Below are 24699 nucleotides of genomic sequence, written 5' to 3' on the forward strand. Positions count from 1 at the left end.
TCAGCCGCACCGGCCGAGGGTGACCTCGCGTGCCGTGGAGCGGCTGAGGTTCCAGGCGGGCCAGCCGTCCGGGGTGTCGTCGGCGAGGATCCGCCGCAGCACGCAGGTGCGCACCGGCTCGGGCAGCCGCGCCGAGACGACCGGGACGACGTCCGCGGAGAACTCCTCGAGATAGCTGTGGTCCAGGGGCTTTCCGGCGGCGGCGCGGTCGAGGTTGGCGTCGGCGATGAGCCGTTCCGGATCGAGGAGGGCGAGCGTCAGCAGCGCCGCGGCGGCGGTGCCGATGGCCGCGCGGGGCAGCCACGTCGAGCGCAGCTTGACCAGCGAAGCGATCACCAGCACGAAAACCGCGCCGAACCACAGCTCGCAGACTTCGACCAGCAGCCGCAACACCGTGAAGCCGTAGGCCTCCTGGTAGGTCCACATGCGACTCAACGCGGACCCGACGAGCACCAGGCTGAGCCCGCTGAGCGCCCCGAGCAGGACACGCTGGCGGAGCCGGTCGGCCCGGGTGACGTCCGGCGCCCAGCGCAACGCGGCGGCGACGATGGCGAGCGTCAGCACCGTCACCGCGCAGAGCTGCCAGAAGCCGCCTCTGGCGTATTCGGCCGCGGTCAGGCCGCTGGTGCGCAGGACGTACTCGGTGCCACCGAAGAGCGCCACCAGCCGGACCGCGACGAAGACGCTGAAGAGCAGCACGAGAACGACGAGCGGGACTGTCCACTCCAGACCATATTTGCTCCGATGTGGACGGTCGGACGTCGCCCGAGGCGGTGGCGCGGCGAGGAAGTAACAGGACCCGGCGACGACCGATGCAGCGACGACGAAGACGAGACACCACCGCGCGACGGTCGCGACGCTGAGGTCGGGGATCATCGCGCGAACGAGCGCGGCGAAGGCGGCGTCGGCACTGGCGAGCAGCGGCACGAAGACGGCGACGAGCACCGCGGCGGCCAGCACGGCGAGCGCGATCCGCCGGGCCACACCGTCGCGGCGGGCGGTGAACTTCCCGAGTCCGCGCCCGGCCCACGGAACCGCCCGCAGAGCTTCGAGCGGAACGGCGAGCACGTCGTAGAGAACGCTGTGGACGGTCCGCTTCCCCACCAGTGCCAGCGATCCACTGACGACGGCCCCCAGCACGCAGAGGATGAACAGCCACCCGGACGCCCGGACGGCCCCCATGCTCAGCAACGCGAGGGCGAGGGCGGCCCACCCGGCGTTGCGCCAGGTGAAGGTCCCGTCTCGGCCGTCCCGAGCCCGCCGATCGGCGACGACGACGGCCCCGACGACGGCGATCCCGCTGAGCAGCCACCCGATCCCGGGCCGCCAGACAGGCAGCACCAGCGCGGCGACGACCCCAGCCACCCCGGCGGCCGGCAACACGGCCGGAGGCAGTGGCACCACAGCAGACTTGGGCGGTGGCAAGGGCCGCATCAACACCGGCGGCGCGGCGATGGCCACCCCACCACCCGCACCCGCCCCACCACCCATCCCTGGTTCCGGCCCCACGGCAGCACCAAATCCCGGCCCGCCACCGGCCACTGCACCCGGCCGAGCGCCGCCACCTCCCGCGCCCACTCCGCCCCGCCGCGCGCCGCCCCTCCCCGCTCCGGTCGCGTCAACCGGCGCGGCCGGACCACCCGCATCACCCGAACCCTCCGGCGTCTCCGCCACCCGAGGCCCGGCCGGGCGCTTCCCCCTCGGCACACCGCCGCCACCGACACTGGACTTGGGCATCTCGCCTGCTTTCTCGCGCACTCGCGTTCACGTTCGCAAATGTCAAAGTCCGCTGTGCTCGGGTTCTCGTGAGTGGCAATGAGGGTTCTAACCCGCATTACCACTCACGACCCCCGGCACTCAGGCCGTCGGGAGGGTCACCCGGATCCGGCCGCCGGTTCCCGCCGATGGCTCCACCACGCCTATCGACCCGCCGTGCAGCTCCACCGCCCACCGCGCGATCGCCAGTCCCAGCCCCGTGCCGCCGCCGGTCGGGCGCTCGCCGCGCGTGAAGCGCTCGAAGACCCTCGTGCGGTCCGCCGGGGCGATGCCCGGGCCTTCGTCGCACACGTCGATGCGCACCTCGCCCACCCGCGTCTCCGCGAGGATCCGCACCACGCCGCCCGCGGGGCCGTGGCGGGCCGCGTTCTCCAGCAGGTTCGCGACCACCTGGAACAGCCGGCCGCGGTCCGCCGTCACCACCGCTTCCGGCGGCGTCACCGCCACCTCGAACCGCACCCCGCGGCCCGCGAAAGCCGCCTCGCCGACGACGTCCGACAACAACCCGGCCAGCGGGAACGACGTCTTGTGCAGCGGGATCGCGCCCGCGTCCAGCCGCGACAGGTCCAGCAGCTCGTCGACCAGCGTCGCCAGCCGCTCGGTCTGCTGCAGCGCCGTCTTCAACGTCGCCGGGTCCGGGTCCTCGACGCCGTCGACGAGGTTCTCGAGCACTCCGCTCAACGCCGTGATCGGCGTCCGCAGCTCGTGGGACACGTTCGCCACCAGCTCGCGGCGCTGCCGGTCCGCGTCGCCGAGGTCGCCCGCCATCTGGCTGAACGCCTGCGCCAGCTCGCCCACCTCGTCGCGCGTGGTGGCGCGGATGCGACGCGTGTAGTCGCCCTTCGCCATCTCCCGCGCGGCCGCCGTCATCTCGCGCAGCGGCCGGGTCATCCCGTGCGCCAGCACCTGCGAGAGCACCAGGGCCAGCACCATCGCGGTGATCGTCGTCTTCGGCGGCAGCCAGCCGATCTGCCAGTTGAAGAACGCGAACGCGACCCCGCCGGACGCGAGCATCAGGATCGCCAGCTTCAGCTTGATCGACCGGACGCGGTCGAGCGGCCGCGGCAGCAGCTCGGCCACCGTCACGATGACGCGCTTCACGATCCCGCCTCCAGCGCGTAGCCGACGCCGTGCACGGTGCGGATCAGGTCCGCGCCGAGCTTCCGCCGCAGGGCCTTGATGTGGCTGTCCACCGCTCGCGTCCCCGCGGACGTGCCGTGCACGTCCCAGGCCCACACCTCCGAGAGCAGCCGTTCCCGCGGCTGCACCACACGCGGCCGCCGCGCGAAGTGCACCAGCAGGTCGAACTCGATCGGCGTCAGCTGCGCCGCCACCCCGGCCCGGGCGACGCGCCGCTGGTCGACGTCGATCTCGAGGTCGCCCAGCACGATCCGCGCACCGTGCGCGGACGAGGACCGCTCGACGCGTCGCAGCAGCGCGTGCACGCGGGCCGTCAGGACCCGCATCGAGAACGGCTTCGTCAGGTAGTCGTCGGCACCGACGCCGAGCCCGACCAGCATGTCCGTCTCGTCGGCGCGCGCGGTCAGCATGAGCACCGGCACCGGCCGCCGCCCCTGGATCCGGCGGCAGACCTCCAGGCCGTCGAAGCCCGGGAGCATCACGTCCAGCACCACCAGGTCCGGCTCGAGCGAAGCTTCGGCCTCGACGGCGGCCGGCCCGTCGTGGGCGACGTCCACGGTGAACCCTTCGGCCCGCAGCCGGGCCGCGATCGACGCGGCGATCGTGACGTCGTCCTCGACGACCAGCACGCGCCGCCCACCCAGTTCCATAGGGGCGACTTTAAGCACCGGAGGTGGAGACGGTCGGCGCGAACTGTGGAGATCTTGTGGAGACGCGAACCGGCAGGTCACGAGGCCTGCGTGTTGCGAGGAGGTTGCGTGAGGACTACGGCGTGATGTGTGACGTACGTCATGCATTGCCACGACGTGAACGCAATCGACAGTCTGCGTTCCGACGCGGCGAAGAGTGAACAGTCTGCCAATGCCACCCGCGCGCACCGGCGCGGAAGATTCCGCAATGGCGCCGACACCCGCAGACCAGCGCGTGCACGAGGACGGCCGGGTCGAGCTCGAACCCGGTGACGTCCGGTCTCTCGAAGGCAGCCGGTTCTTCAACGACGAACTGGCCCCCGTCCCCGTCGAAAAGCGAACCTGGACCACCTACAACTACTTCGCGCTCTGGATGGGGATGGCCCACAACATCCCCAGCTACGCACTGGCCGCGTCGCTGATCGCCCTCGGCATGAACTGGGTGCAGGCGCTCATCACCATCACCATCGGCAACCTGGTCGTGCTGGCGCCGATGCTGCTCAACAGCCACGCCGGCACGAAGTACGGCATCCCGTTCCCGGTGTTCGCCCGCGCCTTCTACGGCATGCGCGGCGCCAACCTGGCCGCGCTGTTGCGGGCGTTCATCGCGTGCGGCTGGTTCGGCATCCAGACCTGGGTCGGCGGCGAGGCCATCTACGTCATCCTCGGGCGCCTGCTCGGCTCGTGGTGGCGGGACGCGCCGGAGATCGCCGGGCAGCACTGGACGCTCTGGCTGTCCTTCGTGGTCTTCTGGATCGGCCAGATGCTGATCATCTGGCGCGGCATGGACGCGGTCCGCCGGTTCGAGAACTGGACGGCGCCGCTGGTGTCGGTCGGCTTCCTGATCATGCTCGGCTACGTGCTGGTCAAGGCGGGCGGGCTCGGCCCGATCCTGGCCGACGGCGGCAAGCTCGGCTGGGGCCCGGACTTCTGGAAGGTGTTCGCGCCGTCCCTGATGGCGATGATCGCGTTCTGGTCGACGCTCTCGCTGAACATGCCGGACTTCACCCGCTTCGGCGGCAGCCAGCGCAAGCAGGTCCGCGGCCAGATCCTCGGCCTGCCGACGACGATGACGTTCATCGCGATCGTCGCCATCCTGACCACGTCGGGCGGGCACGTGCTCTACGGCGAGGACATCTGGGACCCGGCGCAGCTGGCCGACAAGTTCACCAGCCCGGTCGTGGTCGTCGTCGCGCTGGTCGCGCTGGTGCTCGCGACGATCTCGGCGAACCTCGCGGCCAACGTCGTCAGCCCGTCCTACGACTTCTCCAACGCCTTCCCGAAGAAGATCACCTTCGCGATCGGCGGTGGGATCACCGGCGTCATCGGCATCCTGATCCAGCCGTGGCGCCTCTACTCCGACCCGAACATCTACATCTTCGCGTGGCTCGGCTTCTACGGCGGCCTGCTCGGCGCGGTCGCCGGCGTGCTGGTGGCCGGCTACTGGGTGATCGCCCGCACGAAACTCAAGCTGAAGGACCTCTACACACCCGATGGGGTGTATTGGTTCAGCGGCGGCTGGAACTGGCGCGCACTGGTCGCGACGCTGGTCGGAGCCGTTCTTTCGGTCGGTGGTGCGTATGGCGGGCCGTTCCCCGACAGCGGGCTCATCCCGTTCCTCAAGCCGCTTTACGACTACAACTGGGTGGTCGGCTTCGTCTCGGCGTTCGTCGTCTTCGCCGCCCTGTCCGCATCATCGAACAAGGAGGAAGCCAGTGAGCGTGGTCCGAGCCGCATTGATCCAGCAGCGGTGGACGGGTGACAAGGAGTCCATGATCAAGGCGGCGGTGGACCACATCGCCTCCGCCGCCTCGCAGGGCGCCCAGGTCGTCTGCCTGCAGGAACTGTTCTACGGCCCCTACTTCTGCCAGGTGCAGGACACCGAGTTCTACTCCTACACCGAGGGCATCCCGGACGGGCCGACGACCAAGCTCATGCAGGAGGTCGCCGAGCGCCACGGCGTGGTGCTGATCGTGCCGATGTACGAGGTCGAGCAGCCCGGCGTGTACTACAACACCGCCGCGGTGATCGACGCCGACGGCACGTACCTCGGCAAGCACCGCAAGAACCACATCCCGCAGGTCAAGGGGTTCTGGGAGAAGTTCTACTTCCGGCCCGGCAACCTGGGCTACCCGGTGTTCGACACCGCCGTGGGCCGCATCGGCGTCTACATCTGCTACGAGCGGCACTTCCCGGAGGGCTGGCGCGCGCTGGGCCTGGCGGGCGCGAAGATCGTGTTCAACCCGTCGGCGACCAGCCGCGGCCTGTCGCAGTACCTGTGGAAGCTGGAGCAGCCGGCGGCCGCGGTGGCGAACGAGTACTTCGTCGGCGCGATCAACCGCGTCGGCGTGGAACCCTTGGGCGAGAACGACTTCTACGGCCAGACGTACTTCGCCGACCCGCGCGGCCAGCTGATCGGCGACGCCGCGTCCGACACCGACGACGAGGTCGTCATCCGCGACCTCGACATGACCCTGGTCGACGAGGTCCGGGACCTGTGGGCGTTCTACCGCGACCGCCGGCCGGACACCTACGGCCCCCTCACGGAGGCCTGATGACCACCCTGATCAAGGGCGGCCAGGTCGTCTCGCCGTCGGGCGCGCTACTGGCGGACGTGCTGGTCGACGGCGAGACCATCGCCGCCGTCGGCGCGCCCGGCACGCTGTCCGGCGACGAGACGATCGACGCCACCGGCAAGTACGTGCTGCCCGGCGGGATCGACGCGCACACGCACATGGAGATGCCGTTCGGCGGCACGCACTCGGTCGACACGTTCGCCACCGGCACCACGGCGGCGGCCTGGGGCGGCACGACGACGATCATCGACTTCGCCGTGCAGGCCAAGGGCACGTCGCTGCTGTCCACGATGGACAAGTGGCACACCAAGGCCGACGGCAACTGCGCGATCGACTACGGCTTCCACATGATCGTCTCCGACGTCAACGACCAGTCGCTGAAGGAGATGGAAGCCTGCGTCGACGCCGGGGTCGGCAGCTTCAAGATGTTCATGGCCTACCCGGGCGTGTTCTACTCGACCGACGGCGAAATCCTGCTGGCCATGCAGAAAGCGCGCGAGATCGGCGCCACGATCATGATGCACGCGGAGAACGGCATCGCGATCGACCAGCTGGCCGCGCAAGCGGTGGCCGCCGGGAAGACCGACCCGGTGCAGCACGGCCTGACCCGGCCGCCCGAGCTGGAGGGCGAGGCGACGTCACGGGCGATCCAGCTCGCGAAGGTCACCGGCTCGCCGCTCTACATCGTGCACCTGTCGGCGTCGCAAGCGCTTGCGGCGGTCGCGGAGGCACGCAACGAGGGGCAGAACGTCTTCGCCGAGACGTGCCCGCAGTACCTCTACTTGTCCATCGAGGACCTGGCGAAGCCGGACTTCGAGGGCGCGAAGTACGTCGCTTCGCCGCCACTGCGGGAGAAGTCGCACCAGGCCGACCTGTGGCGCGGGTTGCGGACGAACGACCTGTCCGTGGTGTCGACCGACCACTGCCCGTTCTGCTTCAAGGACCAGAAGGAGCTGGGCCGCGGCGACTTCCGGGCGATCCCGAACGGCATGCCCGGCGTCGAGCACCGGATGGACCTGCTGCACCAGGGCGTCGTCGCGGGTGAGCTGACGCTCGGGCGCTGGGTCGAGACGTGTTCGGCGACGCCGGCGCGGATGTTCGGGCTGTACCCGCGCAAGGGCGTGATCGCCGCCGGTTCGGACGCCGACATCGTCGTCTACGACCCGACGGCGACGCAGACGCTGTCGGCCGAGACGCACCACATGAACGTGGACTACTCGGCGTACGAAGGGTTCGAGCTGACCGGTCGTGTGCACACGGTGCTGTCCCGTGGGCGGGTTGTCGTGTCGCCTGACGGGTTCACCGGGTCGACGTCGCACGGCAAGTTCCTGTCCCGCTCGCTGAACCAGTACCTGAACTAGGAGCGGTCCATGGACTTCGGGATCGTGCTGCAGACGGACCCGCCCGCGCGGGACGTCGTGCGGCTGATGAAGGACGCCGAGGACGCCGGGTTCCGCTACGGCTGGACGTTCGACTCCTGCGTGCTGTGGCAGGAGCCGTTCGTCATCTACTCGGCGATCCTGGCCGCGACGTCGTCGCTGGTGGTCGGGCCGATGGTGACCAGCCCGGGCACCCGCGACTGGTCGGTGATGGCGTCGACGTTCGCCACGCTCAACGACATGTACGGCAACCGGACGGTCTGCGGCATCGGCCGCGGCGACTCCGCGCACCGGGTCGTCGGGAAGCCACCGTCCACTTTGGCCACCGTGCGCGACTGCATGCACGTGGTCAAGGAGCTCGCCGAAGGGCGGGCGGTCGAGATGAACGACACGACCGTGCAGATCCCGTGGATCCGCAACGGCCGGCTGGAAATGTGGATGGCCGGGTACGGGCCGAAGGCGCTGAAGACGGTCGGCGAGCACGCCGACGGCTTCATCCTGCAATGCGCGGACCCGGCGATCGCGCGCTGGACGATCGGCGCGGTGCGGGACGCGGCGCGCGCGGCCGGGCGCGACCCGGGCGGCATCACGATCTGCGTCGCGGCCCCGGCGTACGTCGGCGACGACCTGGCGCACCAGCGCGAGCAGCTGCGCTGGTTCGGCGGGATGGTCGGCAACCACGTCGCCGATCTCGTCGCGCGCTACGGCTCGTCGGGTGCGGTGCCGAAGGAGCTGACCGACTACATCCGCGAGCGGGAGGGGTACGACTACAGCCACCACGGCAAGGCGGGCAACCCGTCGACGGAGTTCGTCCCGGACGAGATCGTCGACCGCTTCTGCCTGCTGGGCCCGCCTTCGGCGCACGTCTCCCGCCTGCAGGAGCTGGCCGAGCTGGGCGTGGACCAGTTCTCGCTGTACCTGATGCACGACGACCGCGAGGCGACCCTGGCGTCCTATGGGTCGCAGATCATCCCGAAGCTGACCGCCTGAAAGCCGTGAAGGCCTCCTTACCGGCTCTTATGGCCGCGAAGGAGGCCTTCACGGCTTTCGGCGTTCGTAGGGCTTGCCCCACCCCGGTTCCGGGGGTGCGCACCAGCGCGCCCCCGGTCCCGGCGGCGGGACGATCGGGCCCATGAAATCTCCGAAACTCCGTGCTGCGCTGGCTCTGGGGGCCGCCACGCTCGCGGTGGGCGCACTCGCGCCCGCGGCAGAGGCGAGCCCCGCCGGAATCGTCTGGGAAACCTGCCCCACCGGCTCGCCGGGCGGGTACGACTGCGGCCGCCTCGACGTCCCACTGTCCTATCAGGACCCTTCGGCCGGGACGGTGTCGGTGGCGATCGGCCGCCTGCCCGCCACCGACCAGGCCCACAAGCTGGGCACGATCTTCTACAACCCCGGCGGCCCGGGCTCGTCCGGCCGCTTCGCCCCGGCGTTGACGCCCTTCCTGCACACCCGCTACGACATCGTCGGGATCGACCCGCGCGGCGTCGGGGCGAGTGCGAAGATCCACTGCTTCACGGACCCGTCGCAGATCCAGGTGCTGCAACGCGCCCTCGGGACGTTCCCGCTGACGCCGGCCGCCGAGCAGCAGCAGATCGCGGACACCCGGACCGTGACCGACCTGTGCGAGCAGAACGCCGGACCGCTGGCGAACCACCTGTCCACCGGCACGATCGCCCGCGACCTGGACCGGCTGCGCGCCGCGTTCGGCGAGCCGAAGCTGCGCTACTACGGGAAGTCGTACGGCACGTACATCGGCGAGACGTACGCGAACCTGTTCCCCGGCCGTGTCGGCACGCTGGCCCTGGACGCCGTCGACGACCCCTCGCGCTGGGCGACCGGCACGGGCCCGATGAGCTACCGCCTGGCGGGCTACGTCGACGGACCGCGGGCGCTCCAGTCCTTTTTGGACGCCTGCGCCGCGCGCTGCACCTTCGACTACCCCGCCATCCTCGACCGCTTGGCGACGGGCCCGATCACGGTGACGGACACCAACGGTCGCCAGGTCGCCGTCACGTACCAGAGCGCGATCGCCCAGATCCACAACTACCTGACGGACGCCCAGGCGGCCTCGCAGCTGGCGGCGTTCCTCACCGCGCTGACAGACCCATCGTCGCTCGCCCCGGCGTCCGCCGGCGGCCCCCCGGACGTCGATTCGATGCTGGGCGGCGGCGCGACCCTGTGTTCGGACGCGGCGAACCCGCGTGACCCGGCGGTCTGGGCGGGATACGCCCGCGCGGCCGACCGAGTCGGCCGCGGCTTCGGCCCGTACGACGTCTACAAGACCCTGCCGTGCGCGAGCTGGGACGTCGCGGACCCGGGCCGCTACACGGGCCCGTGGAACCGCCCGACGGCCCCGATCCTCCTGCTGGCCAACAAGCAGGGCGACCTGGAAACCCCGTACGACGGCGCCCAGCGCACGGAGAAGCTGCTGGCCAACGCGCGCCTGCTGACCCTCGACACGTACGGCCACGGCTCCCGCGGCAAGAGCGCGTGTGTCGACAAGTCGCTGGACACCTACTTCCTGACGGGCACAGTCCCGGCGCGAGGCGCGGTCTGCGCCCCGGACAAGGGCCCGTTCGGCTGACGCCGGTCGTGAGTGAGAAACAGTGTTAGAACACTGTTTCTCACTCACGACCTGTAACAGACCGGATGGCCGCGGCGACTCTGGCGCTTGATCAGTTCCCGCAGAGATCGGCACCGGCATGGACATCGCGGAGCGCGCGCAAGCACTCGCCCTGAAGATCCGCAAGCACAAGGACGGCATCGAGACCGAAGAGGCGACCAAGAACGCCTTCGTGATGCCGTTCATCAGCACCGTGCTCGGCTACGACGTGTTCAACCCGGCCGAGGTGATCCCCGAATTCACCGCCGACGTGAGCACCAAGCGGGGCGAGAAGATCGACTACGCGATCGTGCACAACGGGCAGGTGCAGGTCCTCGTCGAGGCGAAGAAGATCAACGACCCGCTCAAGATCGAGCACGCGTCGCAGCTCTTCCGCTACTTCGCCGTCACGAACGCGCGGATCGCCGTGCTGACCAACGGGCAGGTCTACCAGTTCTACACCGACCTCGACGCGCCGAACCGGATGGACGCCAAGCCGTTCCTGGTGATGGACTTCTCGGACATCGACGAGACTCTCCTGCCCGAACTGGCGAAGCTCACGAAGGAGGACTTCGACCTCGACTCGGTCATCAGCGCGGCCGGCGAGCTGAAGTACATCGGGCAGCTCAAGCGCATCCTCGCGGCGCAGTTCAAGGAGCCGGAGGACGAGTGGGTGAAGTTCCTGACGACGCGGGTCTACGAAGGAGCGTTCACCCAGCGCGTGCGCGAGCAGTTCGGCCCGCTGGTGAGCAAGGCGACCCGCCAGTTCCTGAACGAGCAGGTCAACGACCGCCTGAAGAACGCCCTCGGCGGGCCCGACGCCTACGTCAGCGTCTCCACCGGAGCCGGCACCGACACCACCCCGCAACCCGAACCCGCGGTCGCCGAGAGCCCCGACCGGGAGGACGACCTCGTCACCACCGAAGAAGAGCTGGAGGGCTACCGGGTGGTCCGCGCCATCGTCTGCGGCGAGGTGCCGGCCGCGAGGATCGCCGCCCGCGACACCAAGACCTACTTCGGCGTGCTGCTGGACGACAACAACCGCAAGCCCATCGCGCGGCTGTGGTTCAACCGCTCGAAGAAGTACCTCGGCGTCTTCGACGAGAACAAGGCCGAGACCCGGATCCCGATCACGAGCGTGGAGGAGATTTACACCCACGCCGACCACCTGCGACGAACGGTGGCGCGGTACCTGGCCGCGCCCCCGATCGCCGCCGACGTCGTCGAGGAACCTCAGTCCACGAGTGCTTGATAGACCAGCTGCCGCAGCTGCGGCCGTAGCCGGTACGTGCTCGACGGCAGCAGCTGCGTGTAGAAGCCCACCGTGATGTCCGCGGCCGGGTCCACCCAGAACGCGGTGGAAGCCGCGCCGCCCCAGGCGAACTCGCCGGCCGACGAGATCGTCCGGGCCTTCACCGGGTCCTCCAGCACCGAGAACCCGAGGCCGAAACCGTGCCCGTCGAACGGCATTTCCGCGAACAACGGGCGACCGTACGCCTCCAGGTCCACGTGGCCCGGCAGGTGGTTGCTCGACATCAGCGACACCGTCCGCGGGGACAGCAACCGGACGTCGTCGAGAACTCCGCCACGCAGCAGCATTTCGGAGAAACGCCAGTAGTCCGGCGCCGACGACACCAGGCCGCCGCCGCCCGAGAGGCACGAGGGGCGGGACGTGCCCAGTGCCCCGAACGCGTCGTTCCGCAAGATCCCGCCAGAAGGGTCCGGCAGGTACATCGCCGCCAGGCGGTCGGTGCCGGTGGTGAAGAAACCCGTGTCCGTCATGCCCAGCGGGCCGAAGATGCGGGAGGCGAAGAACTCGTCCAGCGACTGGCCGGACACCACCTCGACGACGCGGCCGAGGACGTCCGTCGCGATCGAGTAGTTCCACTCCGCGCCCGGCTGGAACAGCAGCGGCAGCTTCGCCCACTGCTCGGAACACGCGGCCAGGTCCAGACCCGGCGGGGTGCCCCACTCGAAGCCGGCCGCGCGGTAGATCGCGTCCACCGGGTGGCCGTGGTGGAAGCCGTACGTCAGGCCCGCCGTGTGCGTCAGCAGGTGCCACACCCGGATCGGGGCCGTGGCGGGCTCGGTCAGCGGCTTCAGCGCCGATCCCTTGACGAACACCCGCGGCGACGCGAACTCCGGCAGCCACTGCGAGATCGGGTCGTCCAGCTCCAGGAGACCCTCTTCGGCGAGGATCATCGCGGCGACCGACGTGATCGGCTTGGTCATCGAGAAGATCCGCCAGAGCGTGTCCGGCTCGACCGGCAGCCCGGCCTCGACGTCGCGATGGCCGCCGCGGCCGACGTGCACGACCTTGCCGTGCCTGCTCACCACCGCGAGCCAGCCGGGCAACCGTCCATTGTCGACATACCGGGCGAAGTGGTCGTCGATCCGCTTCAGCCGCACCGCGTCGAACCCGGCCTCGGCCGGGTCGACGTCTACCTTCAGCTCACCCATGCAGCGAGGTTACTTCTCCCGCGCGCGCTCGGCCGCTTTCTCTTCACGCCAGGCTTCGTCGTCCTTGCCGACGCGCCAGTAGCCGGAGATCGACAGCAGCTCGCGCCGCACGCCCCGCTCGTCGAGCAGGTACCGGCGCAGGTCGCGGACGAAGCCCGCCTCACCGTGCACGAACGCCTGCACGACGCCCTCACGCCACGGCAGCGCCTTCACGGCCGCGGTGACGTCACCACCCGACGCGCGGTGCAGCCAGGTGATCTGCGCGTCCGCCTTCGTGACCAGCGCCTGCTCTTCACTCGCGTCCTCGACCAGGATGACGGCGTGCGCCGGGACGCCGGCCGGGAGCGCCTCGAGCGACGCCGCGATGGCCGGCAGCGCGCTCTCGTCGCCGGCCAGCAGGTGCCAGCCGGCGTCGGCGCCCGGCGCGTACGCGCCACCCGGGCCGGACAGCAGCAGCTCGTCACCGGGCTGCGCCGAGGCCGCCCACGGGCCGGCGATGCCTTCGTCACCGTGGTGCACGAAGTCGAAGACCAGCTCGCCGGCCTGCGGGTCGAACGCCCGGACCGTGTAGGACCGCATCCGCGGCCACTGCTCGCGCGGGAGCGTGGCCCGGATCTCCTGGACGTCGAACGGCTCCGGGTACACGACGCCGGGCACCTTGAACAGGACCTTCACGTAGGCGTCCGTGAAGGCGTTGGGCGCGAAATCGGCGATGCCGTCCCCGCCCGCGACGATCCGGATCATGTGCGGGGTGAGCCGCTCGGTGCGCAGCACGCGCAGCTTCACCGCGGGCCGTCCGGACCGCCGGGGTGCTTCGGCCATCGGCCAACTCCTCGCTCAGGTACTAAGGCTTACCTAAGTCACCCTACGCGCCGGATCGCGCCCCCGGCTACTCCGGTCCGCCCAGCTCCCGCAGCAACCCGGCGAATCCGGCAGCCACCTTTTCGCGGTACCCCAGGAAGAACCGGTTGGCCAGCGGCACGCCCCACCGGCCCCACTCGGCCGCGTTGACCACCCGGTGCTCGACCCGGCTGCCGGCCGGATCGGCGGTCACGCGGTACTCGCCGCGGTACCACCAGCCCCCCTGCACGGCGACGAAACCGCGGTCCGCGTCGACGTCCATGCGCATCGGGTGACCGCCCGCGGTCAGCCACCCGCGCAGCCGCTCGAACACCTCGTCCGGCGGCCGCGGCACCACCCCGGCCGCCTCCGCAAGCGTTTTCACCCGCGCGGATCCGAGACGCGGGTGTTCTGGAACGCCGTGATCAGCCATTCGCCATCCTCCCGGACCAGCGCGAAACCGACGGTGGATTCGCGGCCGGCGTCGGCGGTCTCGCCGCCGGCGAGCGAGGAGCCGCCGCCCACCACGGCGATGGCGACGTCCGGCCGGACGAACCGCACCTTGGTCTCGGCGCCGAGGTTCCCGGTCAGCTTCGAGCCCTTCAACGGCCCTTCGAAGAGCGCGCGGTGCCCGCTTTCGATCGCGGCCCGGCCGGGCATGTTCAGCCCGAAGAAGGTGATGTAGTCCGCGTCTTCGGTGAAGAGCCGGCCGTACGCGGTGGCGTCGCCGTCGTTCCAGGCCTGCGTGAGCCGGTCGAGCACGGCGCGGACGTCGGCTTCGGCGGTGGTCGTGGTCATGAGAGATCCCCTTCGCGAACGCTGTTCGTGTTACGAACACCGTTCTACATACGAACGTCGTTCGCGTCAAGTACAGTGTTCGTTACGTTCGCCAGCAGAACCCTGGAGGTGCTCGTTGACCGTTCCCCCGCCGCCGTGGCGCCGCGCCCCGCGCCGCCGCGCCGCGAAACCCGCGCTCTCGCAGGAGCTCGTCGTCAAGACGGCGCTGGAGATCCTGGCGAAGGAGGGTTTCGACGCGGTGACGATGCGCCGGGTCGCGCAGGAGCTGGAGACGGGACCCGCGTCGCTCTACGCGCACGTGTCGAACAAGGACGAGCTGGCGGAGCTGATGCTCGACGCCGTCCTGGGCGACCTGCCGCTGCCGGAGCCCGACCCGGCCCGCTGGGACGAGCAGGTGAAGGAGCTGGTCGGGGCGCAGATCCGGGCGATGGTCGCGCACCCGGGCATCGCCCGGGTGGCGTGGAACATCGCGGTGCCGGTCAACCCCAGCTCACTGCACCAGGGCGAGGCGATGCTCGCGCTGCTGCGCGCGGGCGGGCTCGACCTCAAGCAGGCGAGCTTCGCGGGCGACGCGCTTTCGCTCTACGCCAAGGCGTACGCCTACGAAGCGAGCGGCTGGACGTGGGGTGAGATCGACGCCGACGACGTCTCCGAGCGAGGGAAGCAGATGCTGGCCTACATGCGGTCGCTGCCCGCCGAGGCGTTCCCGAACATGCTGCTCATGGGCGAGTTCTTCACCGAGGAGACCGCGGCCGAGCGGCTGGAGTTCGCGCTCGACGTGTTCCTGGCCGGGGTGAAGGTGGTCGCGGCCAGGAACACGTGAGCGTCAGGGGACCAGGACGATCTTGCCGCGCGTGTGGCGCTGCTCCAGCTCGAGGTAGGCGTGCTGCACCTCGTCGAGCGGGTACACGCTCGCGATCGGCACCTCCAGCAGGCCCTTGGCGATCAGCGTCGCCAGCTCGCGCAGGACGTCCGCCGACGACGCGGCGGCGCTGCCCTCGGCCTTCACGTTGTACTTCTCGGCCGCGGCGAAGTCGATGATCGTGTCGATCCGGCCCGCGTAGACGCCGAGGCGCAGCGCGAGGTCGACGTAGCCGGAGCCGTAGGTGTCGACGAACGCCTGGACGCCGTTCGGCGCCGCGGCCTTGATCCGGTCTTCGACGCCCTCGCCGTACGCGACCGGGACGACGTCGAGCTTGCGCAGCCACGCGTGGTTCGCTTCGCTCGCGAGGCCGATCACCGTGGCTCCGGACAGCTTCGCGAGCTGGACGGCCAGCGAGCCGACCCCGCCCGCGGCCCCCGAGACGACGACCGTCTCGCCTTCGCGGGGGTACACCGCGCGCACCGCGGCGTACGCGGTGGCACCGGCGACGAACAGCGAACCGGCCGCTTCCCAGGACACGCCGTCGGGGCGCGGCGTCAGGTTCTCCGCCGGCGCCACGACGAACTCCGCCTGGCTGGACCGGGTCTCGACGAAGCCGATGACCTCGTCGCCGACCTCGATCTCCTCGACGCCTTCGCCGAGTTCGGCGACGACGCCCGCGAAGTCGCTGCCCTGGCCCGAAGGGAAGGTCGCCGGCCAGCGGTCGTGCAGCAGACCGCGTCTGATCGAGCTCTCCCCGGGGTTGATCCCGGCGGCGCGGACCTCGACGAGCACCTGGCCCGGTCCGGGCACCGGACGCGGGACGTCTTCCACCCGCAGGACGTCCGCTTCGCCGTACTCGCCGAACCTGATCGCGCGCGCCATGGGCCCTCCTCGAACGTCGTTGCTTGATGCAAGTAACGACGTGCGCCGGAGATTTATGCCCGGGACGGCCTCATCCCGCAAGCCGGCGGACGACACCGTCGGCCAGCAGGCGGCCGCGGTCGGTCAGCACCGCGCGGCCGCGGGAGTCCAATGCGGACGGATCGAGCAGCCCTTCGGCCGCCGCCGCGCGGGCCTCCGCCAGGCCCGGCTCGTCCAGCACGTCCAGCGGCAGTCCTTCGGCGACGCGCAGCTCGAGCATGATCCGTTCGAGGTGCTGGTCGTCGTCGGTGAGCACCTCGCGCCCGCCCGCGGGCGAGTCGCCGGCGGCGAGCAGCGACGTGTAGCGCGCCGGGTGCTTGACGTTCCACCAGCGCACCCCGCCGACGTGGCTGTGCGCGCCCGGCCCGGCGCCCCACCAGTCGTCACCGCGCCAGTAGGCGAGGTTGTGCCGGCAGCGGGCGGCGTCGGTGGCCGCCCAGTTCGACACCTCGTACCAGCTCAGGCCGGCCGCCGACAGCGTCGCGTCGATCATCTCGTAGTCCGCGGCCAGCACGTCGTCGTCCGGCGCGGGCAGCTCGCCGCGGCGGACGCGGCGGGCCAGCGCCGTGCCCTCCTCGACGATCAGCGCGTACGCCGAGACGTGGTCGACCCCGGCGGCCAGCACGGCCTCCAGCGTCGCCTGCAGGTCTTCGCGGCGCTCGCCGGGCGTGCCGTAGATCACGTCCAGGTTCACGTGCTCGAACCCGGCCGCGCGCGCTTCCGCGGCGGCCTTCCCCGGCCGGCCGGGCGTGTGCACGCGGTCGAGGATCTTGAGCACGTGCCGGGCCGCGGACTGCATGCCCAGCGACACCCGCGTGTACCCGGCCTCGCGGATCCCGGCGAAGAACTCCGGCGACGTCGACTCCGGGTTCGACTCGGTGGTGACCTCGGCGCCGGGCGCGAGGCCGAAGACGTCGCGGACGGCGTCGAGCACCGACCGCAGCCCGTCGGCGCCGAGCAGCGAAGGCGTGCCGCCCCCGACGAAGACCGTCTCCGCGGCGGGCGGCACGACCAGCACCTTCGCGGCCAGCTCCAGCTCCCGGCGCAGCCCTTCCAGCCACGACTGCGGTGACGAGCCGGAGTCCAGCTCGCCCGCGGTGTAGGTGTTGAAGTCGCAGTAGCCGCAGCGGGTCGCGCAGAACGGGACGTGCACGTAGACGCCGAACGCTCTGCTGCCGAGACCCTTCAGCGCGCTTTCCGGCAAGGCCGGGTCGATCGGTGTGGCGGGGTCGGGACGCAGGTCAGGCACCCTCCGATTGTCCACCCCGCCTCGGCCGGACCCCAGCCGAGGGCCCGTTCGGGTTAACACCGCTCACCGCGCCGCCGCCCGCGCCGAGCCGGACGAGAGCCACTGCGCTGTCCGGCCCCCACCGGCCCGGCCGTCGAGCGGTTGACACCGGCCGCGGCGGGCCCGGCGCGGCCGAGGCGCAGGTCGCGGGTCCGCCGGGCGGCGCATTCTCGCTGGTTAGTGACCCTTCTCCCACCATCCGGACAGGCCTGGACCACATTGTGGACGCGTGGCACGCTGAGCGGGTGACTTCTGCCGGTGTTCTCCTCGTGGCACGCCGCCACGTCGACCTCCTGCGGGTCGCCAGTGCCCTCTGCGTGCCCGTTCGCTGACTGCGTCGCCACCACTGCCACGAAATCTGGACAGCGGCGCCGGGGGGAAGGTGTTTTCGCGTCCCCCGGTGCCACGAAAGCCTCTCGGAGGACGCCCCCATGGCCTCGCCAACGCGTGATACCCCCGCCCGCCCCGCGCGCGTCAAGCAGAAGCGCGGCGAAGGGCAGTGGGCGCTCGGTTACCGGGAGCCGCTGAACCCGAACGAGCGGTCCAAGAAGGACGACAACCCGCTCAACGTGCGCGCGCGGATCGAGAACATCTACGCCCACCGCGGGTTCGACGCCATCGACCCCGGCGACCTGCGCGGCCGGTTCCGCTGGTTCGGCCTCTACACCCAGCGCAAGCCCGGCATCGACGGCGGCCGCACCGCGACGCTGGAGCCGGAGGAGCTGGACGACCGCTACTTCATGCTGCGCGTCCGGCTCGACGGCGGCGCGCTGACCACCGAGCAGCTCGCCGTGCTCGGCGAGATCTCCCAGACCCACGCGCGCGGCACCGCCGACATCACCGACCGGCAGAACATCCAGTACCACTGGATCCAGATCGAAGACGTGCCGACGATCTGGGACAAGCTCGAGAAGTCCGGCATGACCACGATGGAGGCCTGCGGCGACAGCCCGCGCGTCATCCTCGGCTCCCCCGTCGCGGGCATCGCGGCGGACGAGGTCATCGACGGCACGCCGGCGATCGAGGAGATCAAGCGCCGCTACATCGGCGACCCGGCCTACTCGAACCTGCCGCGCAAGTTCAAGACCGCCATCTCCGGCCAGTCCGACGTCGCGCACGAGATCCACGACATCGCGTTCGTCGGCGTGAACCACCCCGAGCACGGTCCCGGTTTCGACCTCTGGGTCGGCGGCGGCCTGTCCACGAACCCGATGATCGGGCAGCGCCTCGGCGCCTGGGTGCCGCGCGACGAGATCCCGGACGTCTGGGAAGGCGTCATCTCGCTCTTCCGCGACTACGGCTACCGGCGGCTGCGCGCCCGCGCCCGGATCAAGTTCCTGGTCAAGGACTGGGGTGCCGGGAAGTTCCGCCAGGTGCTGCAGGACGAGTACCTCAAGCGCGAGCTGATCGACGGCCCGGCGCCGGAGACCCCCGCGGCCCCGATCGACCACGTCGGGGTGCACCCGCAGGTCGACGGCAAGTTCTACGTGGGCGCGGCGCCGATCGCCGGGCGCGTCTCCGGTGACACGCTCGTCGCCGTCGCCGAAGCCGCCGAGCGGGCCGGGTCGAACCGGGTCCGGCTCACCCCGCAGCAGAAGCTCGTCGTGCTCGACGTCCCCGAGGCGCAGGTGCCGGCGCTGCAGGCGGCGCTGGTGGAGCTGGGCCTCGACAGCAACCCGTCGCCGTGGCGGCGCGGGGTGATGGCCTGCACCGGGCTGGAGTTCTGCAAGCTCGCCATCGTCGAGACGAAGGCCCGCGCGCAGCAGCTGGTCACGGACCTGGAGAAGTCGCTTGCGGACATCCAGGCCGAGCTGGACACCCCGGTCAGCGTGCACCTCAACGGCTGCCCCAACTCCTGCGCGCGGATCCAGACCGCGGACATCGGCCTCAAGGGCCAGATCGTCACCGACGCCGACGGCAACCAGGTCGAGGGCTTCCAGGTGCACCTCGGCGGCGGCCTCGGCCTCGACGCCGGGTTCGGCCGGAAGCTGCGCGGGCACAAGGTGACCGCGTCGGAGCTGACCGGGTACGTCGAACGCGTCGTGCGCGCCTACGTCGCCGGGCGCGAACCCGGCGAGCGGTTCCCGCAGTGGGCGGCGCGGGCCGAAGAGAGCGTTTTGCAGTGACGAGCACCGAACGCGCAGCGCCGTACTACTGCCCGTACTGCGGCGACGAGGACCTGCGCCCGGAAGAGAACGGCGGCTGGCTGTGTTCCGCTTGTCGCCGGGTCTTCTCGGTGAAGTTCCTCGGACTGTCCCTCCCGGAGGTGTCCCGATGACCGCCACAGCCGACTACAAGACCCTCGCCGAACGCGCTTCGAAGGAGCTGGCGGACGCGACCGCGGACGAGGCGATCCGCTGGACCGTCGACACGTTCGGCGACGACTTCATCGTCGCGTCCAACATGCAGGACGCCGTGCTGATCGACCTCGCCACGAAGGCGAAGTCCGATGTGGACGTCCTGTTCCTGGAGACCGGGTACCACTTCGCCGAGACGATCGGCACCCGCGACGCGGTGCAGGCCGTCTACCCGAACGTCAAGATCGTCAACGCGCAGGCCGAGCAGAGCGTCGCCGAGCAGGACGCCGAGTACGGCGAGAAGCTGCACGACCGCGACCCGACGCTGTGCTGCAACCTGCGCAAGGTCGTGCCGCTGCGCAAGACCCTGGGCAACTACTCGGCGTGGATCACCGGCGTCCGCCGGGTCGACGCGCCGACCCGCGCGAACACCCCGATCGTCACCTGGGACGACCGCAACGGCCTGGTGAAGATCAACCCGATCGCCGCCTGGACCGACGACGAGTTCAACGGCTACATCGCCGAGCACGGGATCCTCGAGAACCCGCTGGTCTCGATCGGCTACCTCTCGATCGGCTGCGCGCCCTGCACGGCCAGGGTCGAGCCGGGCCAGGACGCCCGCAGCGGCCGCTGGGCGGGCCAGTCGAAGACCGAGTGCGGACTGCACGGTTGAGGAAAGGGACGCATGACGACTCTGGAGCCCGCTGTGAATTCTGGGGCCAAGCCCCAGACCCCAGCCGGGGGACGAGCCCCCCTGGACCCCCCAACCGCTGTTGATGCGGCACAGGACAACCTGGCCGCGCTCGAATCCGAAGCGATCCACATCTTCCGGGAGGTGGCCGGCGAGTTCGACCGCCCGGTGATCCTCTTCTCCGGCGGCAAGGACTCGACGCTGCTGCTGCACCTGGCGATCAAGGCGTTCTGGCCGGCGCCGGTGCCGTTCCCGCTGCTGCACGTCGACACCGGGCACAACTTCGACGAGGTCATCGAGTTCCGCGACCGCGTCGTCGAGCAGCACGGGCTGCGCCTGGTCGTCGCGAAGGTCCAGGACTGGATCGACGACGGGCGCCTGGAGGAACGCGCCGACGGGATGCGCAACCCGCTGCAGACCACGCCGTTGCTCGACACCATCTCGGCGAACAAGTTCGACGCCGTGTTCGGCGGCGGCCGCCGCGACGAGGAGCGCGCCCGGGCCAAGGAGCGGATCTTCAGCCTCCGCAACTCCTTCGGCCAGTGGGAGCCGCGGCGCCAGCGGCCCGAGCTGTGGAACCTCTACAACGGCCGGCACCGCCCGGGCGAGCAGGTCCGCGTCTTCCCGCTGTCCAACTGGACCGAGGCGGACGTCTGGAACTACATCGCCCGCGAGAAGGTCGAGCTGCCGTCGATCTACTACGCGCACCAGCGCGAGGTGTACCTGCGCGACGGCATGTGGCTCGCCGAAGGCCCGTGGGGCGGCCCGCGGCCGGGCGAAGAGGTACGTGAGCGGACCGTGCGCTACCGGACCGTCGGCGACGGCTCCTGCACCGGCGCGATCGAGTCCACCGCGAGCACCGTCGAAGAGGTCATCGCCGAGGTGTCCGCCTCGCGGCTCACCGAGCGCGGCGCCACCCGCGCCGACGACCGGATGTCCGAGGCGGCCATGGAAGACCGCAAGCGTGAGGGGTACTTCTGATGTCCAGCCTGCTACGGCTCGCGACGGCCGGGAGCGTCGACGACGGGAAGTCCACGCTCGTCGGGCGGCTGCTCTACGACACGAAGTCCGTGCTGGCCGACCAGCTGGACGCCGTCACCCGCGCGTCCGTCGACAAGGGACTGTCCACACCGGACCTGTCCCTGCTCGTCGACGGCCTGCGCTCGGAACGCGAGCAGGGCATCACCATCGACGTCGCCTACCGCTACTTCGCGACGCCGAAGCGGTCGTTCGTGCTGGCCGACACGCCGGGGCACGTGCAGTACACGCGCAACACGGTGACCGGCGCGTCGACCGCGCAGCTGGCCGTGCTGCTGGTCGACGCGCGCAAGGGCGTCATCGAGCAGACGCGGCGGCACGCGGCCGTGCTCGCGCTGCTCGGCGTGCCGCAGTTGGTGCTCGCGGTGAACAAGATCGACCTCGTCGGCTACGACGAAGCGACGTTCACGGTGATCGCCGAGGAGTTCGCCACGCACGCCGAATCCCTGGGCTACCAGCGTGGTTCGGTGCTCGCGGTCCCGGTGTCGGCGCTGGAGGGCGACAACGTCGCGTCGCGCTCGGACCGGACGCCGTGGTACTCCGGCCCGAGCCTGCTGGAGCACCTGGAAGAGGTGCCGGTCGCGCCCGACCCGCACGACTCGGCGCTGCGGTTCCCGGTGCAGTACGTCATCCGCCCGCGCACGCCCGAGTACCCGGACTACCGCGGGTACGCGGGTCAGATCGCCGCGGGCACGGTCCGCCCGGGTGACGAGATCGTCGTGCTGCCGCAAGGCATCCGCAGTCGCGTGGAGCGGATCGACACCGCCGACGGCCCGCTCGAAGAAGCCGGTTCCGGGACGTCGGTGACGCTGCTGCTGGCCGACGACATCGACATCTCCCGCGGCGACCTGATCGCGGCCGCGGACTCGCCGCCGGAGGTGACCGACGAGATCACCGGCACGCTGTGCTGGCTGTCGTCGAAGCCGCTCAAGCCGGGCGCGCGGGTGCTGGTCAAGCACGGCGCGCGCACGGTGCAGGCGCTGGTCGGCGAGCTGCACGCGCGGTTCGACGAGCAGAAGCTGGCCAGCGTGGCCGGGCCGGCTTCGCTGGAGCTGAACGACATCGGCCTGGTCACCCTGACGCTGGCCGAGGAGCTGAGCGTCGACGACTACGGCGTCAGCCCGCGCACCGGCGCGTTCCTGGTGATCGACCCGAAGGACGGCGACACCCTGGCCGCCGGGCTGGTGGGTGAGCGGTTCTCGTGACCCCGCCCCTGGTCGCCGTCGCGCACGGCAGCCGTGACCCCCGCTCGGCGTCGACCGTGCGGGCCCTGGTCGACGTCGTGCGCGCGCGGGCGCCGGGACTGTCGGTGCACGAGTCCTTTTTGGACCTGTCGGAGCCGCGGGTCACGGACGTCCTGCGGGAGCTGTACGCGGCCGGGCACCGGACGGCGGTCGTGGTGCCGCTGCTGCTGGGCAGCGCGTTCCACGCGCGAGTCGACCTGCCGGCGCTGGTGTCGTCGGTGACCGCCGAGTGCCCCGGCTTCCGCGTCCGGGTCTCGGACGTGCTCGGTGCGGACCCGGCGCTGGAAGCGGTCGCCCTCGACCGGCTTTCCGCGGCGCCGCGACGGCGTGGCACGGGTGTGCTGCTCAGCGCGGTCGGCTCGTCCAACGCTTCCGCTAATGCCGTCATCGCCGCGGTGGCCGCGCGCTGGGAGGAGCGGCTCGGGCTTCCGGTGAGCGAGGCGTTCGCTTCGGCGACCCAGCCGGACATCCCCACGGCCGCCGCGCGGCTGCGGGACCGGGGCGTGAAGCACCTGATCGTGGCGTCGTGGTTCCTGGCGCCGGGCCTGCTGCCGGACCGGATCGCGCGCTTGGCCCGCGAAGCGGACCCGGGCGCGTTCCTCGCGTCGCCGCTGGCGGACGACCCGCGCGTCGCGGACGTCGTGATCGCCCGGTACGCCACCGCCGTCACCGAGCTGCTGCGCGCCGGAGCGTACGTCTAGACCACGCTGAGTGCGCCGGAACGATCACCCGCGAAGATCACCACCGCCAAAAGGCGAGTCTTATTCACATTTCTGTTACCCACCGTGCCCGGGAACGGTAAATCCTTGACGGGCTAGTTAACTTGCCGGTAACTATCTAAGCGCTGCGCAGCTCTCGTTCCTCCCCTCCAAAACCGCAGGTAGGTGGATACAGATGAAAACGCTTCACTTTTCCCGGCTGGCCGCTCTGACCGCGGCCGCAGCCCTCCCGCTGGCCCTCGCCGTCCCGGCTTCGGCGGCCACCACCACCATCGCCTTCGACTGCCAGGCCGACGCCCCGATCATCGGGCCGCAGCAGGTCTCGCTGAACCAGGACGCCGACGTCACCGCGCCCGCCACCGTCGCGCCCGGCGCCGCCTTCGACGTCGTCATCGACCCGGCACCGAACGAGGTGCCCGGCGAGGTCGCCGGGAACACCGTGAAGAACATCAACACCTTCGCGCTGAAGTTCCCGATCCCCGCCAACTCCACCTACGTCAGCGCCGACCTCGCCGGCGGCTCCGGCCTCGGTTCCACCGCACCGGCGATCGCCGTCTCCGGCGGCGTCGCGACCCTGAGCTTCCCCGGCCCGATCGCCGGTGGCGCCACCTTCGAGCTGCCGACCATCACCGCGCACCTGACCGCGGGCGCGTCCGGCACCATCGAGACGAAGCTGTCCGGCACCAGCTACAGCGACCCCGGCCTGACCTTCAAGGCGGTGGCGGGCACCTTCATCGGCGACATCACCGCGCCCACCGCCTGCTTCCCCAACCCCAGCCCGGTCTTCACCACGACGACCATCGGCTGACACCGCGTGAAAGGCCACCCTGCGGACGGCGAACCATCCGTAGGGTGGCCTCATGGGGTACGAACTCGCAGAAGTCAACATCGCCCGGATGAAAGCACCGATCGACGACCCGTCCTTCAAGGACTTCGTCGACGCGCTCGAGCCCGTCAACGCCCTCGCCGACGCCGCCCCCGGATTCGTCTGGCGGCTGCAGACCGAGGACGACAACGCGATCTCGATCCGCGCCTTCGAATGGGACGTGCGCGGCACGTCCGGTCTCCTGATCAACATGTCCTCCTGGACGTCGGTGGAGACCTTGGCCGCCTTCACGTACTCCCCGGGTCACCTGGCGATCCTCAAGCGCCGCCGCGAGTGGTTCCACCGCGTGAAGGACGTGATGACCGCGCTGTGGTGGGTACCGGCCGGTTACCGGCCGACACCCGCCGACGCCGAAGAGAAGATCAAGCACCTGCGCGTCCACGGGCCGACGCCCGAGGCGTTCACGCTGAAGCAGCACTTCCCCGCCCCGGACGCGGCCGTCGTCGAGGCCCGCGAAGGCGACCCGGACTGGCTCTGCCCGGCCTGA

At 70.6% G+C, this 24699-nt stretch carries 25 protein-coding genes; 16 read left to right on the top strand and 9 right to left on the bottom strand.

The window, feature by feature from the left end; genetic code table 11:
* From OG439_RS24975 to OG439_RS24985, 3 genes are all read right to left on the bottom strand, one after another.
* A complete protein-coding gene (locus OG439_RS24975; RefSeq protein ID WP_326943285.1) occupies positions 1 to 1401 on the bottom strand; it encodes a DUF4153 domain-containing protein in 1401 nt (466 codons plus the stop codon).
* A 456-nt stretch (positions 1402 to 1857) separates the two neighbouring features.
* Positions 1858 to 2877, bottom strand: coding sequence for a HAMP domain-containing sensor histidine kinase (locus OG439_RS24980; RefSeq protein ID WP_326943286.1), 1020 nt, complete (start codon positions 2875 to 2877; stop codon positions 1858 to 1860).
* Positions 2874 to 3566, bottom strand: a complete 693-nt coding sequence (locus OG439_RS24985) for a response regulator transcription factor (RefSeq protein WP_247055097.1) — start codon at positions 3564 to 3566, stop codon at positions 2874 to 2876. The genes OG439_RS24980 and OG439_RS24985 overlap by 4 nt, the downstream gene beginning before the upstream one ends.
* Before the next feature lie 247 nt (positions 3567 to 3813).
* Between OG439_RS24985 and OG439_RS24990 the strand changes: the two genes are divergently transcribed.
* The 6 genes from OG439_RS24990 to OG439_RS25015 all read left to right on the top strand — a co-directional run bounded on the left by OG439_RS24990 (position 3814) and on the right by OG439_RS25015 (position 11417).
* Positions 3814 to 5367 (top strand): NCS1 family nucleobase:cation symporter-1, encoded by a 1554-nt coding sequence (locus OG439_RS24990; RefSeq protein ID WP_326943287.1) that lies wholly within the window; start codon positions 3814 to 3816, stop codon positions 5365 to 5367.
* A 10-nt stretch (positions 5368 to 5377) separates the two neighbouring features.
* Positions 5378 to 6160, top strand: a complete 783-nt coding sequence (locus tag OG439_RS24995; RefSeq protein WP_326951613.1) for a nitrilase-related carbon-nitrogen hydrolase — start codon at positions 5378 to 5380, stop codon at positions 6158 to 6160.
* Complete coding sequence (gene hydA, locus OG439_RS25000) at positions 6160 to 7542, top strand: dihydropyrimidinase (RefSeq protein WP_326943288.1); 1383 nt, start codon at positions 6160 to 6162, stop codon at positions 7540 to 7542. The genes OG439_RS24995 and hydA overlap by 1 nt, the downstream gene beginning before the upstream one ends.
* Before the next feature lie 9 nt (positions 7543 to 7551).
* Positions 7552 to 8550, top strand: coding sequence for a TIGR03842 family LLM class F420-dependent oxidoreductase (locus OG439_RS25005; protein ID WP_326943289.1), 999 nt, complete (start codon positions 7552 to 7554; stop codon positions 8548 to 8550).
* 142 nt (positions 8551 to 8692) lie between these two features.
* Complete coding sequence (locus tag OG439_RS25010; protein ID WP_326943290.1) at positions 8693 to 10147, top strand: alpha/beta hydrolase; 1455 nt, start codon at positions 8693 to 8695, stop codon at positions 10145 to 10147.
* Positions 10148 to 10265: 118 nt separating this feature from the next.
* Complete coding sequence (locus OG439_RS25015) at positions 10266 to 11417, top strand: type I restriction endonuclease (RefSeq protein WP_326943291.1); 1152 nt, start codon at positions 10266 to 10268, stop codon at positions 11415 to 11417.
* Here the strand turns inward: OG439_RS25015 and OG439_RS25020 are convergent.
* From OG439_RS25020 to OG439_RS25035, 4 genes are all read right to left on the bottom strand, one after another.
* Positions 11399 to 12625 carry a serine hydrolase domain-containing protein gene (locus OG439_RS25020; RefSeq protein WP_326943292.1) on the bottom strand — a complete coding sequence of 409 codons (1227 nt, stop codon included), beginning with the start codon at positions 12623 to 12625 and terminating at the stop codon, positions 11399 to 11401. The two genes, OG439_RS25015 and OG439_RS25020, sit on opposite strands and share 19 nt — an antisense overlap.
* 9 nt (positions 12626 to 12634) lie before the next feature.
* Positions 12635 to 13447 (bottom strand): siderophore-interacting protein, encoded by an 813-nt coding sequence (locus OG439_RS25025; protein ID WP_326943293.1) that lies wholly within the window; start codon positions 13445 to 13447, stop codon positions 12635 to 12637.
* A gap of 67 nt (positions 13448 to 13514) precedes the next feature.
* A complete protein-coding gene (locus OG439_RS25030; protein ID WP_326943294.1) occupies positions 13515 to 13850 on the bottom strand; it encodes a hypothetical protein in 336 nt (111 codons plus the stop codon).
* On the bottom strand, positions 13847 to 14263 hold the full coding sequence (locus tag OG439_RS25035; protein WP_326943295.1) for an SgcJ/EcaC family oxidoreductase: 417 nt from the start codon (positions 14261 to 14263) through the stop codon (positions 13847 to 13849). Before OG439_RS25035 ends, OG439_RS25030 begins: the two co-directional genes overlap by 4 nt.
* Before the next feature lie 115 nt (positions 14264 to 14378).
* On the opposite strand from OG439_RS25035, the gene OG439_RS25040 reads away from it, so the two are divergent.
* Positions 14379 to 15086 carry a TetR/AcrR family transcriptional regulator gene (locus tag OG439_RS25040; RefSeq protein ID WP_326943296.1) on the top strand — a complete coding sequence of 236 codons (708 nt, stop codon included), beginning with the start codon at positions 14379 to 14381 and terminating at the stop codon, positions 15084 to 15086.
* A gap of 3 nt (positions 15087 to 15089) precedes the next feature.
* On the opposite strand, the gene OG439_RS25045 is transcribed toward OG439_RS25040, so the two are convergent.
* Together OG439_RS25045 and hemW are read right to left on the bottom strand one after the other, a co-directional pair.
* Entirely contained in the window at positions 15090 to 16010 is a 921-nt protein-coding gene (locus OG439_RS25045; protein WP_326943297.1) for an NADP-dependent oxidoreductase, read from the bottom strand.
* A 70-nt stretch (positions 16011 to 16080) separates the two neighbouring features.
* Positions 16081 to 17313, bottom strand: coding sequence for a radical SAM family heme chaperone HemW (hemW, locus tag OG439_RS25050; RefSeq protein WP_442788304.1), 1233 nt, complete (start codon positions 17311 to 17313; stop codon positions 16081 to 16083).
* A gap of 269 nt (positions 17314 to 17582) precedes the next feature.
* Here hemW and OG439_RS50440 point away from each other — a divergent pair, with 269 nt between their 5' ends.
* The 9 genes from OG439_RS50440 (at position 17583) to OG439_RS25090 (ending at position 24699) form a co-directional block, all read left to right on the top strand.
* Positions 17583 to 17669, top strand: a complete 87-nt coding sequence (locus tag OG439_RS50440) for a putative leader peptide (protein WP_371827718.1) — start codon at positions 17583 to 17585, stop codon at positions 17667 to 17669.
* Between the two features lie 99 nt (positions 17670 to 17768).
* On the top strand, positions 17769 to 19463 hold the full coding sequence (locus OG439_RS25055) for a nitrite/sulfite reductase (protein ID WP_326943299.1): 1695 nt from the start codon (positions 17769 to 17771) through the stop codon (positions 19461 to 19463).
* On the top strand, positions 19460 to 19615 hold the full coding sequence (locus OG439_RS25060; RefSeq protein ID WP_247055118.1) for an Insertion element protein: 156 nt from the start codon (positions 19460 to 19462) through the stop codon (positions 19613 to 19615). The genes OG439_RS25055 and OG439_RS25060 overlap by 4 nt, the downstream gene beginning before the upstream one ends.
* Positions 19612 to 20307: a phosphoadenylyl-sulfate reductase gene (locus OG439_RS25065; RefSeq protein ID WP_326943300.1), complete on the top strand. Its 696-nt coding sequence runs from the start codon at positions 19612 to 19614 to the stop codon at positions 20305 to 20307. Before OG439_RS25060 ends, OG439_RS25065 begins: the two co-directional genes overlap by 4 nt.
* Positions 20308 to 20319: 12 nt before the next feature.
* Positions 20320 to 21306, top strand: coding sequence for a sulfate adenylyltransferase subunit CysD (cysD, locus tag OG439_RS25070; RefSeq protein WP_326943301.1), 987 nt, complete (start codon positions 20320 to 20322; stop codon positions 21304 to 21306).
* Positions 21306 to 22568, top strand: coding sequence for a sulfate adenylyltransferase subunit 1 (locus tag OG439_RS25075; protein WP_247055122.1), 1263 nt, complete (start codon positions 21306 to 21308; stop codon positions 22566 to 22568). The genes cysD and OG439_RS25075 overlap by 1 nt, the downstream gene beginning before the upstream one ends.
* Positions 22565 to 23308, top strand: a complete 744-nt coding sequence (locus tag OG439_RS25080) for a sirohydrochlorin chelatase (RefSeq protein ID WP_326943302.1) — start codon at positions 22565 to 22567, stop codon at positions 23306 to 23308. The genes OG439_RS25075 and OG439_RS25080 overlap by 4 nt, the downstream gene beginning before the upstream one ends.
* Before the next feature lie 193 nt (positions 23309 to 23501).
* Positions 23502 to 24134, top strand: a complete 633-nt coding sequence (locus tag OG439_RS25085; RefSeq protein ID WP_326943303.1) for a cyclase — start codon at positions 23502 to 23504, stop codon at positions 24132 to 24134.
* A gap of 52 nt (positions 24135 to 24186) precedes the next feature.
* Positions 24187 to 24699 carry a DUF3291 domain-containing protein gene (locus tag OG439_RS25090; RefSeq protein WP_326943304.1) on the top strand — a complete coding sequence of 171 codons (513 nt, stop codon included), beginning with the start codon at positions 24187 to 24189 and terminating at the stop codon, positions 24697 to 24699.

The organism is Amycolatopsis sp. NBC_01307, from assembly GCF_035975215.1.
Lineage (GTDB): Bacteria > Actinomycetota > Actinomycetes > Mycobacteriales > Pseudonocardiaceae > Amycolatopsis.